Origin of the sequence: Mycobacterium sp. NPDC050041 (assembly GCF_049541695.1) — a bacterium.
Classification (GTDB): domain Bacteria; phylum Actinomycetota; class Actinomycetes; order Mycobacteriales; family Mycobacteriaceae; genus Mycobacterium.
In genome coordinates, this window is sequence record NZ_JBMVDG010000009.1 from 135,655 (window position 1) to 148,577 (window position 12,923).

Genomic DNA, 12,923 nt, shown 5'->3' on the forward strand with positions numbered 1-12,923 from the left:
GCTCAGCGACTCCGCCATGACAATCCTGTCGGCTCGGGGATGCGTTCGGCCGAGATGCGTTGGCGGAACACCCAGTACGTCCAGCCCTGATAGACCATCACCAGCGGCGCCAGGATCACCGCGGCCCAGGTCAGGATCTTCAGCGTGTACGGCGACGACGACGCGTTGTCGACGGTGAGGCTCCAGGCGGGGTCGAGCGTGGACGGGATGAGGTCGGGGTACAGCGACGCGAACAGCAGCACCACGACCGCCGCTACCGCGGTGGTGGTGTGCACGAACGCCCAGCCGTCACCCGAGCCGCTCCAGATGCGGGTCATCGCTGCGAGCAGCGCGACCGCGGCGGCGGCGAGCACCAGCCAGGTCCAGCTCTTGCCGTACGCCAGCTGGGTCCACAGCCCGAATCCGGCGACCACCACGGTCACCGGCACCGAGAGCCGCGTCGCCACCCGCAACGCGTCGGTGCGCACACTGCCCTCGGTCTTGAGGGTGATGAAGACGGCGCCGTGCAGCAGGAACAAGCCGCCGGTGGCCAGCCCGCCGAGAAGCGGGTAGCCGAGAAGGTCTCCCACGGTGAGGCTGACCTGTTTGTCCGCGGTGACGGGCAGGCCCCGCACCAGCGCGGCGAACACGACGCCCCACAGCACGGCAGGGACCCACGAGCCGGCGGCGATGGCGAGGTCGGCGCGCGACCGCCAGCGGGGATCGTCGATCTTGCCGCGCCATTCGATCGCGACGACACGCAGGATCATCGAGCACAGGATGAGCAGCAGTGGCAGATAGAGGCCGGAGAACATGGTGGCGTACATGTCCGGGAAGGCGGCGAACATCGCTCCGGCGGCGGTGATCAGCCATACCTCGTTGCCGTCCCACACCGGTCCGATCGTGTTGAGCACCGCGCGCCTGCGTTTCTCGACCGCATCGGCGCCCGACTCGGCGCCCATCCGGCCGATCAGACCCATCAGCATGCCGACGCCGAAGTCGAAGCCCTCCAGCACCAGGAAGCCGAGGAAAAGCAGCGCGAGCAGGACGAACCAGATGTCAGCCACGGTGACTCCTCAGTATGCGAACGACAACGGGGCCACGTCATCGTCTTTCGGCGGTGTGGGCGGCGCCGGCTCGGAATCGTGTTCCTGCGGACCCGCGATGACGTATCGGCGCAGCAGCCCGAACCAGATCACCGCGAGCACGCCGTAGACCAGGGTCAGGCTCACCAGTGAGGTGACCACCATGCCGGTGGCGTGGCCGGACACCCCCTCGGCGACGGTGAGCCGGATGTCGGGGTCGCCGGTGGGGTTGGGCACCACCACCCAGGGCTGGCGGCCCATCTCGGTGAACACCCAGCCCGCGCTGTTGGCCAGGAACGGTGTCGGGATGGTCAGCAACGCGAAGCGGGAGAACCAGACCCGGTCGGGGGTGCGCCCACCGCGGGTGAGCCACAGCGCCACGAGGGCGAACAGGGCGGGCACCGCGAGCAGTCCGATCATCGCCCGGAACGACCAGTAGGTGACGAACAGGTTGGGCCGGTAGTCGCCGGGTCCGAACGTGGCCTGGTACCGCTGCTGTAGGTCCTCGACCCCCTCGAGATGCACGCCGTCGAATCGGCCTTCGGCCAGGAACGGCAGCACGTAGGGCACCTCGATGACGTGCACCACGCTGTCGCAGTTGTTGTGCGTGCCCACGGTGAGGACGGAGAAGTCAGGGTCGGTCTCGCTGTGGCACAACGACTCCGCCGACGCCATCTTCATCGGCTGTTGCTCGAACATCAGCTTGCCCTGGACGTCGCCGGTCCATGCGAGCGCACCGGCGGAGATCAGCGTCACCACGCAGCCGAGCAGCATCGCCGGACGGAACATGCCGGGCGGCGGCGTCTCCGGCTTGTCCGCGCGGTGCGCCCGCACCATCCACCACGCGCACACGCACGCGACGAAGGCGCCCGCGGTCAGGAAGGACCCGGCGACCGCGTGCGAGAACGCCGCCACCGCCGTGTTGTTGGTGAGCAGCCCGACGATGCTGGTGAGCTCGGCACGGCCGGTGTCGGGGTTGAACCGTGCGCCGACCGGATGCTGCATCCAGGAGTTCGCGGCGATGATGAAGAACGCCGACGCGTTGACCGCCAGGGCGACGATCCAGATACACGCCAGGTGCACCAGGCGGGGCAGCCGGGTCCAGCCGAAGATCCACAGGCCGATGAACGTGGACTCGAAGAAGAACGCCGCGAGGCCCTCCATCGCCAGCGGCGCACCGAACACGTCGCCGACGAAGCGGGAGTACTCGCTCCAGTTCATGCCGAACTGGAATTCCTGGACGATGCCGGTGGCCACGCCGATGGCGAAGTTGATCAGGAACAGCTTGCCGAAGAACCGGGTCAGCCGGTACCAGGCGGGATTGTCGGTGACCAGCCACAGCGTCTGCATGAGCGCGACGAGCGGGGCCAGGCCGATGGTCAGCGGGACGAAGATGAAGTGGTAGACGGTGGTGATCCCGAACTGCCACCGTGACACATCGAGCGCGTCCATCTGACCCTCTTCCGTGGGCTGTGAGACCAGCCTACGACAGGGCTACGACAACTTGTAGTAGATGCCCTGTGCGTTAGCTCACCGTGGTGCCGGCGCCCGCCGCCGGACCGCTCGCCGGGCCGGCGAGCTGGGACTCCTTGCGGATCCGCAGCGCCGTCACGATCTCCACCACGCCCAGCACGACGAGGATGATGCCGGTCACCTGGGTCACGGCCACCAGGCCCTCGAGCGGGGCGGCGAACATGATGATGCCCGCCACGATCCCGAGCGCGCCGACGATGATCTCCCAGATCCGGCCCGGCAGGGTGTTGTCCGCGATCGCCGACATCAGCGTGGCCACGCCGCGGAAGATGAAGCCGACGCCGATCCAGATCGCCAGCAGGTCGACCGAGTTCTGCAGGTTGATGAAGCACAGCACGGCAAGCACGAGTGCGGCAGCGCCACTGATGAACAGCAGTGCCCGGCCACCCAGCGACGAGCGCACGCTGAAGGCCAGCACCACCTGCGACACCCCGGTCACCAGCAGGTAGGCGCCGAAGAAGATGGCGGTGACGAGGATCGCCGCGCCCGGCCGCACGAATACCAGAACGCCCAGGATCAGCGCCGCGACGCCGGTGAACAGCGCCGCCTTCCACAGGTGCGGCAACATGGTTGGGGCAGTGGTGGATTCCATGATCGGAGTGTGGCACAACGCCGCCTGGCCAGGGCGGATTTGGTAGTACGGCTGTGGCGGCGGTGCGCGGTCGTTAATGTTCCGTTACCGGCGCTGCGCGCCGGGTCCACGGTCGTTAACGTCGTCGGTTCGGGACGACCAGACGACCCGAGCTAGGAGAAAGAGGCAATCGTGTTAGCTGAATGTCGCACCCGGCGAGGCAAGCTGTGGCGCATCGCAACGGTGCTCGCCGCCAGCGGCGCGCTGGCCCTGTCCGGCTGCGTCGACAACTCCGAATCCTCGGAACAGGGGAGCGGTAACACCGCGGCCACCGCGACGAAGGTCGACGAGATCGCCAATTCGGTCCCCGACGCCGTCAAGTCGACCGGCAAGCTGATCGTCGGAACCGATCCGACATACCCGCCGAACGAGTTCAAGGATTCCGCGGGGCAGGTCATCGGATTCGACGTCGAGCTGATGAACGCCATCGCCGCCACACTCGGGCTCACCGCCGAGTACCGGCAGTCGGCGTTCGACAAGATCATCCCGTCCGTGCAGGGCGGCACCTACAACGTCGGCATGTCGTCGTTCACCGACTCCAAGGAGCGCGAGGAGCAGGTCGACTTCGTCACCTACTTCGAGGCCGGGTCCGCCTGGGCCCAGCGGGCGGGTGCGGGCATCAACCCCGAGGACGCCTGCGGCAAGCGCGTCGCCGTGCAGACGGCCACCGTGCAGGACACCGACGAGATGCCCAAGCGCACGCAGAAGTGCATCTCGGAGGGCAAGCCGGCGATCAACGTGGTGAAGTTCGACGACCAGACCGCAGCCACCACCGCGGTCAGGCTGGGCCAGGCCGATGCGATGTCGGCCGACTCCCCGGTGACGTTGTATGCGATCAAGCAGAGCGAGGGCAAACTCGAGGCGGCCGGTGAGCTCTTCGACTCGGCTCCCTACGGTTGGGCGGTCCAGAAGGGATCACCACTCGCCGAGCCGCTCAAGCTTGCGCTGGAGCATCTGATCGAATCGGGCGTCTACGAGCAGGTGGCCAAGAACTGGGGCGCCGAGCAGGGGATGATCGACAAGCCCGTCATCAACGGCGCGATCAGCTGAGTCGCCGATGACCGACGCATCGCCGCCGCCCGCCATACACGCTGTCCCGCTGAGACATCCGTGGCGGTGGGTGGCGGCGTTCGTCATCCTGGCGTTGCTGGGGCTGTTCATCTACGGCGCCGCCACCAATGAGGCGTACGGCTGGGAGACATACGTCAAATACCTGTTCGACCAACGCATCTCGGAAGCAGCCTTCAACACGCTGCAGCTCACCATCCTCGCGATGCTGCTGGCGCTGACGCTCGGCGTGCTGCTGGCCGTGATGCGGCTGTCCCCCAATCCGGTGCTCAAGGCGGTTTCCTGGGGCTACCTCTGGATCTTCCGCGGCACACCGGTGTACGTGCAGCTGGTGCTCTGGGGCCTGGTGCCGACCATCTACGCCAACCTCCAGTTCGGTGTGCCGTTCGGCCCGTCGTTGTTCCACCTGAACCTGCAGGCGCTGTCGGTCGGTTTCATGCTGGCTGTGATCGGCCTGGGGCTGAACGAGGCGGCCTATATGGCCGAGATCATCAGGGCCGGCATCAACTCGGTGCCCGAAGGGCAGGCGGAAGCCTCGATAGCGCTTGGCATGTCGTGGGGGCTGGCCATCCGGCGCACCGTGCTCCCACAGGCGATGCGGGTGATCATCCCGCCGACCGGCAACGAATTCATCAGCATGCTCAAGACCGCGTCGCTGGTCACCGCGGTGCCCTACAGCTTCGAGCTGTACGGCCGTGCCCGCGACATCGGGGTGGAGCTGTTCCAGCCCATCCCGCTCCTGCTGGTCGCCTCGACGTGGTATCTGGCGATCACCAGCGTGCTGATGATCGGCCAGTTCTACTTGGAGCGGTACTTCGCCCGCGGCGCGTCGCGGAAGCTGACCACCAAACAGCTGCAAGTGCTGGCCAATGCGCAGACGGGAGAACCGCACCCATGACGCCGATGGTCAAGGCCGAGACCGTGTGCAAGAGTTTCGGCGCCCTGCACGTGCTCAAGGGCGTCACACTCGAGGTCGAGAAGGGCGAGGTGCTGTGCATCGTCGGCCCGTCCGGGTCGGGCAAGTCGACCTTCCTGCGCTGCGTCAACCACCTGGAGCAGGTCAACGCCGGCCGGCTCTACGTCGACGGCGAACTGGTGGGTTACCGCGAGCGCGGCGGAAAGCTGTACGAGCTCCCGCCCCGTGAGGCGGCACGGCAGCGGCGCGATGTCGGCATGGTCTTCCAGCACTTCAACCTGTTCCCGCACCGGACCGCGCTCGGAAACGTCGTCGAGGCGCCGATCCAGGTGAAGGGGGTGAAGAAGGACGAAGCGCTCGCCCGCGGTAGGGACCTGCTCGAACAGGTCGGCCTGGCCGAGAAGGCGACCGCGTATCCCGCGCAACTCTCCGGCGGGCAGCAGCAGCGCGTCGCGATCGCCCGTGCGCTGGCCATGAACCCGAAGCTGATGCTCTTCGACGAGCCGACCTCGGCGCTCGACCCCGAACTCGTCGGCGAGGTGCTCGCGGTGATGAAGAAGCTGGCCGGTGAGGGAATGACCATGCTGGTGGTGACCCACGAGATGGGATTCGCCAAGGAGGTCGCCGACAAGCTGGTGTTCATGGACGGTGGCGTCATCGTCGAGAGCGGTGACCCCCGCGAGATGATGGAGAACCCGCAGCAAGACCGCACGAAGGCGTTCCTGTCCAAGGTGATGTAGGTGGCTGCGGCCGTTACGGCAGATCCACGACGGGACCCCACCACCCCGCTGTGGCGGGCGGCTCAGGTCTTCCGGCTGCTGAGTTGTCTCTACGCGTTGGGTTTTCACATCGCGATCAACGACGACCTGCGGCGGCCGGTCACCGCCTGGGTGTTGTTCGGCGTGCTCATCGCGTGGAGCGCGGCGTGCGCGGTGGCCTACCTGGCGGGCTTCGGCCGGCGGGCGGCGTGGGTGGTGGCCGAGGTCGTCGTCGCCATAACGTTGATGTCGTCGACGGAGTTCGTCGCGTCCGATCAATGGGTGCAGGACAACCAGTCCTGGCCCACCACACTGTGGGTCACCAATGCGGTGATCTCGGCGGCGATACTGCGCGGCCCGCTCGCCGGGATGGCGACCGGGCTGCTGGTGATGGCCGCGTACGCGGGCCTCAAGGGTTACGTCAGCATCAATCTCGGCCGCAACGCGACGGTGGTCATCGAGTTGGCCGTCGGGCTGGCGGTCGGGATGGCGGCGCAGACGGCCCGGCGCGCGTATGCCGAACTGCAGCGGGCCACCCGGCTGGCCGCCGCGCTCGAGGAGCGTGAACGGCTGTCGCGGCAGGTCCACGACGGCGCCATCCAGGTGCTCGCGCTGGTGTCCCGTCGCGGTCGCGAGATCGGCGGTGCCACAGCCGAACTGGCCAAACTGGCCGGCGAGCAGGAGCGCGCGCTGCGGCGGCTGATGAGCGCCGGACCGGCGGCACCCGAGGCAGGCGCGGTCACCGATGTCGGCGCGGAACTGCGCCGCAGGGCGTCCGACCGGGTGTCGGTGAGCCTGCCCGCCGATCCGGTGCTGCTCGACGCCGCCGTCGCCGCGGAACTCTGTGCGGCAGTGGGCAATGCGCTCGACAACGTCGCCGCCCACGCCGGCCCCGACGCGCACGCCTACGTCCTCGTCGAAGACCTCGGCGACACCGTCACCGTGAGTGTGCGCGACGACGGGCCCGGCATCGCGACGGGGCGGCTGGCGGAGGCCAGGGCAGAGGGGCGGCTCGGGGTCGCCGCCTCGATCGTCGGACGGATGGAATCGCTGGGAGGCGGCGCCGTGCTGCACACCGATCCCGGCGGCGGGACGGAATGGGAACTGACGGTGCCGCGGCGGGACGGACACACGAGAGGGCGCGATGGCTGAGCAGGACCGGCCGACGACGGTGATGGTCGTCGACGACCACCCGATCTGGCGCGACGCGGTGGCCCGCGACCTGGCCGAGGACGGCTTCGACGTGGTGGCCACGGCGGACGGTGTGGCGTCGGCCAGGCGGCGGGCCGCCGTCGTGCAACCGCGGGTGGTGGTGATGGACATGCGACTCGGTGACGGCGACGGCGCCCAGGCCACGGCCGAGGTGCTCACCGTGTCACCCGAGTCGCAGATCCTGGTGCTGTCGGCCTCCGACGAGCGCGACGACGTGCTGGAGGCGGTCAAAGCCGGCGCCACCGGATATCTGGTCAAGAGCGCGTCGAAGACCGAACTCAGTGCGGCCGTGCGAGCGACCGCCGAAGGCCGGGCGGTGTTCACGCCGGGCCTGGCCGGACTCGTGCTGGGGGAGTACCGCAAGATCGCCCAGCGGCCCGCGGACGGCCCGGCGACGCCGAGCCTCACCGAACGGGAGACCGAGGTGCTCCGTTACGTCGCGAAAGGGTTGTCCGCCAAGCAGATCGCGAGCCGGCTGTCACTGAGTCACCGCACGGTGGAGAACCACGTGCAGGCGACGTTCCGCAAACTCCAGGTGGCCAACCGGGTGGAACTGGCGCGTTATGCGATCGAGCACGGCCTCGACGAGTAGGCGGATCGGGTAGTCCTACTCATCCGCACGCGGTGGTCGCGTTGCGACGATGGCGCCATGACCGAACCGCATCGCGCCGTGATCGCCCGGCTGTCGGCGGAGTTCGCCGCGCTGTCCCAGCAGCTCGTACGGGTGTCGGGCGAACTGGGTGAGCTCGACCGGCTGCTGGCGGCGGCTAATTCCGTTCCGCAGCAGGCGCCCGCCCCGCCGCCGACGCCCTACTACGCGCCGTACTACGCCCCGCAATACGGGTCGCCGGCCCCGCCGCCACTGCCACCCCCGCCGCCGCCGGCACCGAGGCCGGTGCCCAGCGCGCCGCGGACCGCCGCGTCGGAAGGCTGGATCGGCAAGGTGCTCGCGGTCGCCGGAGTCGCCGTCACGCTGATCGGTGTGGTGCTGCTGCTGGTGCTGGCCGCCCAGGCCGGCGTGCTGCGGCCCGAGTTCCGGGTGGCTGCGGGCGCGGTGCTGGCAGGCGTGTTGGTCGCGATGTCGACGCGGCTGATGTCGCGGCCAGGCGGTCGCGTGGGAGCCATCGCACTGGCCGCCACCGGAGTGGCCGCCGCCTACATCGACCTGATCGCCGTCACCACCGTCTACAGCTGGGTGCCCGCCCCCGCCGGCTTGCTGCTCGCCGCCGCCGTCGGCGCGGCGGGCCTGACATTGGCCCGACGATGGGATTCCGAGCACCTCGCGGTGCTGGTGCTGGTACCGCTGATCGGGTTGGCGCCGGTGGTCACCGACGGCATCACGCTGCTCCTCGTCGGCTTCATGCTGTCGCTGGCGGCCGCTGCACTGCTGGTACAGCTGGGCAGGGACTGGCTCTGGCTGCACGCGTCCCGCACGGCCGCTCCAACCTTGCCGTTGCTGATCGCGCTCGCGGCGGCGGGGGTCGGCTCCCGGCACGAACTCTGGCTCGCCGGTGCCTGCGGCATCGCGGCGCTGCTGGCGCTCGTCGGGGCACTGCTGGTGCTGCCGGCCACGGCGAACCGGGGAGTGCTGGCGCTGCTAGCGAGCGCGGGAATGTTGCCGGTGCTGTGCGTGCCGCTGGCGGTGGACCGGACTGTCGCCGCGCTGATGATCGGTGCGCTGGCCGCCGCCCTGCTGGCCGTCGTCGCAGTCGGCGACCGGCTGCCCGGTGTGCCCGGTGTGGTGCGGCAGATCTGGACAGCGCTGTCGGCGGTCTGCACCCTGATCGCCGTCAATGTCGCATTCGAGGGTGAGGTGGCAGCGCCACTGCTGCTGGCGATGGCATTCGTGGTCGCCGTCCACGCCTGCACCGGAGGCCGCCGCACCGATGCGGCACGCTGGGTCTCCATCGCCTTCGCCGTCGTCGGATCCGCTCTGTACCTCAGTTATGCGCCGCCGAGCCTGCTGGTCACGGCCACCGAGTCGAGCGTTCCGGATGCGGTGTCCATCCTGGCTGCCAGCGTTCTGCTGGTCGGCGCCGCCGCGGCGATCGGGTGGGCGTGGGCGCGCCGCGACGGGATCGACGCGGACGTGCTGCGGCTACTGTGCCTGTCGGCGGCGGCGGCGTGTGGATATGCCGTCACGACGTTCGCGGTCACCGCGGGCGTGCTGTTCGGCGGTACCGGAGGCGGCTTCTTCGCCGGACACATGGCCGCGACGATCCTCTGGATCGCCATGGCCGCCGGGCTGTTCCGCTTCGCGGCACGCAGACCCAAGGCGCAACGATCACTGCCGATCGGCGGGGGGTTGGCGCTGGTCGTCGCCGCCATGGCGAAATTGTTCCTATTCGACCTGGGCACGCTGGACGGCATCTTCCGGGTCGCCGTCTTCATCGTCACCGGCCTCGTGCTGCTCGGCATGGGTGCGGGATATGCGCGGCTGCTCGCACAGCAGGATCAGCAGGGTGTGACGTGACTCACCAACTTAACTGGACTCATTCCAGAAAAGGCGACGTTGTATCGGTCATGACGACTACGACAGTGAAGACGGCGGCGCGCCGCACCGAAGCAGAAATCCAGGGCTTTGTGGCCTCTAGCGAACTGAGCGCCAACCTGCAACGGGTCCTCGTCGACCTCATCGAACTGCACCTGCAGGGCAAGCAGGCGCACTGGAACGTCGTGGGCACCAACTTCCGTGACCTGCACCTGCAACTCGACGAACTCGTCGACTTCGCCCGTGAGGGCAGCGACATCATCGCCGAGCGGATGCGCGCACTCGACGCCGTCCCGGACGGCCGGTCGGACACCGTGGCGGCGACGACCACGCTGCCGGAGTTCCCGGCCTACGAGCACAGCACCGCCGACGTGGTGGACTTCGTCACCGCACGGATCTACGCCACGGTCGACACCCTGCGCAGCGTCCACGACGCGGTCGACGCCGAGGATCCCAGCACCGCCGACATGCTGCACGGACTGATCGACGGACTCGAGAAGCTGGCCTGGCTGATCAAATCCGAGAACCGCAAGGTCTAGCCGACGCGACGGGCGGGTACACCTGCGGCGTGACTGTGACACGAGACATCGCCGCGTCACGCCGACAGGTGTGGGACGTGCTGGCCGACGGATGGACCTACTCCCAGTGGGTCGTGGGCAACAGCCGGATGCGGGCCGTCGATCCGAACTGGCCCGCCCCCGGCAGCAAGATCCACCACTCCATCGGGGTGTGGCCCGCCGTTCTGGACGACGAGACCGTGGTGGAGAAAGCCGTTCCGACCGCCGAACTGGTCCTGCACGCCAAGGGCAGGCCGTTCGGCGGCGCCCGGGTGATCCTGACGCTGTCCGACGCCCCCGGCGGCTGCCGGGTGGAGATGGAGGAGTATCCGGTCAGCGGGCTGGGCAAGCTGATGCCCGACAAGCTGTCGGACATGGCGGCCTGGCCGCGCAACCGGGAATCGTTGCGGCGGTTGGCGTTCATCGCCGAGCGCCGGGCCTCAGACGAGGGGTGACGTCATCGTCGGCCCGGTCACCTCGACCGCGCCGCGGACGGCCTCGTCGTCGCGTCGGCCGGTCAGATACCAGGTGCGCATCAGGCCCTTGCCCTTGACGTCGACGTCGCCGCGCTCCTCGAACTCGAACGCGTGCCGGATGCGTTCGTAGACCTGGTGGGGCACCTGAATCCGGCCCTCGACGTCGGTGCTCTCCATCCGTGACGCGACGTTGACCGCGTCGCCCCACACGTCGTAGAAGAATTTCCGCGCGCCCACCACACCGGCCACCACCGGTCCGGCCGCCAGCCCGATCCGCAGCGGCACGGCCCGCCCGTCCGGGTCGGTCAGATCCGCCACCGCGTCGGCCATGTCGAGCGCCAGGCAGGCCAGTGCCTCGACGTGGTCGGGCCGCTCCCGCGGCACCCCGCTGACCACCATGTACGAGTCGCCGCTGGTCTTGACCTTCTCCAGGCCGTGCCGGTCGACGAGTGCATCGAGGTCGGTGTAGAGCCCGTCGAGGAACCGCACCAGATCGGTAGGCGAGGTGTCACTGGCCCACCTGGTGTAGCCCGCGATGTCGGCGAACAGGATCGAGGCGTCGTCGTACTTGTCGGCGATGATCGTGTGCGCCGGATCCTTGAGCCGCGCCGCGATGCTCGCGGGCAGGATGTTGGCGAGCAGCGTCTCCGACCGCTGGTACTCCGACTCCATGGCGGCCTCGGCCCGGTCGATCTCGCGCAGCGCGAACCACACCGTCGCGAACACCATCACCGTCGAGAAGACGGCGGAGGAGATGAATCCGACGGTCAATGTCCACGCGGGTGCGATCCCGCGGTCGTCGGGCACGGTCAGCTCGAGCGTGATCGTGCCCGCCACTCCCAGCGTGACCAGGAACCCGGACAGCACCAGCCGCTCGGTTCCGAGCACCAGCACCACCAGCGAGGCAGACACCAGGAAGTAGAACTGCAGGCCGGAGTCGGTGCCGATGGAGAAGCAGATGAACCCGATCGACAGGTAGGAGAAGACGAAGAAGGTCAGCGGCGCGATCAGCGCGCCGAACCGGTACAGCACCGGGATCAACAGGAAGACCACCGAGGACGACAGGTTGAGCCAGCCGAGCGCCTCGAACTTGCCGGCGAACGTGAGCTGGAACAGCCCGAACAGGCCGGACACCGCGGCGGCGATGTAGGTGGCGATGGTGAGCACCCGCAACCGGCTGAGCACGCTCTGCGCGTAATGCTGGGTGCGGGCCGGCATGCGATGGTCGCGGGCCATGTCGGGCACGCAGATCGCCCGCCGGAACTCGCTGATCGCCACGGTCGAAGCGTATCGCCGCAGGAGACGCGGGTTGGTGCCCTCGGTGAGATTCGAACTCACACTGCACGGGTTTTGAATCCGTTTCCTCTGCCAGTTGGGATACGAGGGCCTGGCGGCCTACCACGATAGAGGATGGCCCCGAGGTCGCTGATCGCGTGGGTAACCGCCACAATGTGAGCCATGACGGCATCCCACACCGGGCCCCCTTCGGGCACAGCGCCAGCACGCCGGGTACTCATCGCCGAGGACGAGGCGCTCATCCGGATGGATCTGGCGGAGATGCTCCGCGAGGAGGGCTACGAGGTCGTCGGCGAGGCCGGTGACGGGCAGGAAGCCGTCGAACTGGCCGAGCGCCTCAACCCCGACCTGGTGATCATGGACGTCAAGATGCCGCGCCGGGACGGCATCGACGCGGCGTCCGAGATCGCAGGCAAGCGGATCGCGCCGATCGTCATCCTCACCGCGTTCAGCCAGCGCGACCTGGTCGAGCGGGCCCGCGACGCCGGCGCGATGGCCTATCTGGTCAAGCCGTTCAACGCCTCCGACCTGATTCCGGCTATCGAGGTGGCGGTCAGCCGGTTCAGTGAGATCAGTGCGCTGGAGTCCGAGGTCGCCTCGCTGTCGGAGCGGCTGGAGACCCGCAAGCTGGTCGAGCGGGCGAAAGGCCTACTGCAGTCGAAGCAGGGGATGACCGAACCCGAGGCGTTCAAGTGGATCCAGCGTGCGGCCATGGACCGCCGGACCACCATGAAGCGCGTCGCCGAGGTGGTTCTGGAGACGCTCGACGAGCCGGCCGGCGGGCCCGCGGCCGGCCAGCCGCCGCAGCACACGTAAACACTGCGTTTCCCAACGCGCCGTTCGGCGCGGTCACCAGGCGTCGATCGCGGCACGCATTTCCCAACACGACGCACCGCGGCCATGCGGCGGCTATGTTCTTTC

Annotated in this window: 13 protein-coding genes and 1 tRNA gene; 9 read left to right on the forward strand and 5 right to left on the reverse strand. The window is 68.5% G+C overall.

Annotation, left to right across the window (positions count from 1 at the left end):
• Nucleotides 1-2 precede the first annotated feature (2 nt).
• From cydB to ACPCHZ_RS23900, 3 genes are all read right to left on the reverse strand, one after another.
• Nucleotides 3-1,046 carry a cytochrome d ubiquinol oxidase subunit II gene (cydB, locus tag ACPCHZ_RS23890; protein WP_423487013.1) on the reverse strand — a complete coding sequence of 348 codons (1,044 nt, stop codon included), beginning with the start codon at nucleotides 1,044-1,046 and terminating at the stop codon, nucleotides 3-5.
• Between the two features lie 9 nt (nucleotides 1,047-1,055).
• Nucleotides 1,056-2,516 carry a cytochrome ubiquinol oxidase subunit I gene (locus ACPCHZ_RS23895; protein ID WP_423487014.1) on the reverse strand — a complete coding sequence of 487 codons (1,461 nt, stop codon included), beginning with the start codon at nucleotides 2,514-2,516 and terminating at the stop codon, nucleotides 1,056-1,058.
• A 73-nt stretch (nucleotides 2,517-2,589) separates the two neighbouring features.
• A complete protein-coding gene (locus ACPCHZ_RS23900) occupies nucleotides 2,590-3,189 on the reverse strand; it encodes an HdeD family acid-resistance protein (protein ID WP_423487015.1) in 600 nt (199 codons plus the stop codon).
• 171 nt (nucleotides 3,190-3,360) lie between these two features.
• Here ACPCHZ_RS23900 and ACPCHZ_RS23905 point away from each other — a divergent pair, with 171 nt between their 5' ends.
• The 8 genes from ACPCHZ_RS23905 to ACPCHZ_RS23940 are packed head-to-tail and all read left to right on the forward strand — an operon-like array spanning nucleotide 3,361 to nucleotide 10,685.
• Nucleotides 3,361-4,278: an ABC transporter substrate-binding protein gene (locus ACPCHZ_RS23905; protein ID WP_423487016.1), complete on the forward strand. Its 918-nt coding sequence runs from the start codon at nucleotides 3,361-3,363 to the stop codon at nucleotides 4,276-4,278.
• 7 nt (nucleotides 4,279-4,285) lie between these two features.
• Complete coding sequence (locus ACPCHZ_RS23910; protein ID WP_423487017.1) at nucleotides 4,286-5,194, forward strand: amino acid ABC transporter permease; 909 nt, start codon at nucleotides 4,286-4,288, stop codon at nucleotides 5,192-5,194.
• Nucleotides 5,195-5,199: 5 nt separating this feature from the next.
• On the forward strand, nucleotides 5,200-5,952 hold the full coding sequence (locus ACPCHZ_RS23915) for an amino acid ABC transporter ATP-binding protein (protein ID WP_423487112.1): 753 nt from the start codon (nucleotides 5,200-5,202) through the stop codon (nucleotides 5,950-5,952).
• Complete coding sequence (gene macS, locus ACPCHZ_RS23920; protein ID WP_423487018.1) at nucleotides 5,953-7,122, forward strand: MacS family sensor histidine kinase; 1,170 nt, start codon at nucleotides 5,953-5,955, stop codon at nucleotides 7,120-7,122.
• Nucleotides 7,115-7,774 (forward strand): response regulator, encoded by a 660-nt coding sequence (locus ACPCHZ_RS23925; RefSeq protein ID WP_423487019.1) that lies wholly within the window; start codon nucleotides 7,115-7,117, stop codon nucleotides 7,772-7,774. The genes macS and ACPCHZ_RS23925 overlap by 8 nt, the downstream gene beginning before the upstream one ends.
• Nucleotides 7,775-7,831: 57 nt before the next feature.
• Nucleotides 7,832-9,655, forward strand: a complete 1,824-nt coding sequence (locus ACPCHZ_RS23930; RefSeq protein WP_423487020.1) for a DUF2339 domain-containing protein — start codon at nucleotides 7,832-7,834, stop codon at nucleotides 9,653-9,655.
• Nucleotides 9,656-9,705: 50 nt separating this feature from the next.
• Nucleotides 9,706-10,212: a Dps family protein gene (locus ACPCHZ_RS23935; protein ID WP_423487021.1), complete on the forward strand. Its 507-nt coding sequence runs from the start codon at nucleotides 9,706-9,708 to the stop codon at nucleotides 10,210-10,212.
• A gap of 29 nt (nucleotides 10,213-10,241) precedes the next feature.
• On the forward strand, nucleotides 10,242-10,685 hold the full coding sequence (locus ACPCHZ_RS23940; RefSeq protein WP_423487022.1) for an SRPBCC family protein: 444 nt from the start codon (nucleotides 10,242-10,244) through the stop codon (nucleotides 10,683-10,685).
• On the opposite strand, the gene ACPCHZ_RS23945 is transcribed toward ACPCHZ_RS23940, so the two are convergent.
• Both ACPCHZ_RS23945 and ACPCHZ_RS23950 read right to left on the reverse strand, forming a co-directional pair.
• Nucleotides 10,671-11,984: an adenylate/guanylate cyclase domain-containing protein gene (locus tag ACPCHZ_RS23945; RefSeq protein WP_423487023.1), complete on the reverse strand. Its 1,314-nt coding sequence runs from the start codon at nucleotides 11,982-11,984 to the stop codon at nucleotides 10,671-10,673. The two genes, ACPCHZ_RS23940 and ACPCHZ_RS23945, sit on opposite strands and share 15 nt — an antisense overlap.
• Nucleotides 11,985-12,016: 32 nt before the next feature.
• Nucleotides 12,017-12,093, reverse strand: a tRNA-Leu gene (locus ACPCHZ_RS23950).
• Nucleotides 12,094-12,164: 71 nt separating this feature from the next.
• Here ACPCHZ_RS23950 and ACPCHZ_RS23955 point away from each other — a divergent pair.
• Entirely contained in the window at nucleotides 12,165-12,818 is a 654-nt protein-coding gene (locus tag ACPCHZ_RS23955; RefSeq protein WP_423487024.1) for an ANTAR domain-containing response regulator, read from the forward strand.
• Nucleotides 12,819-12,923 lie beyond the last annotated feature (105 nt).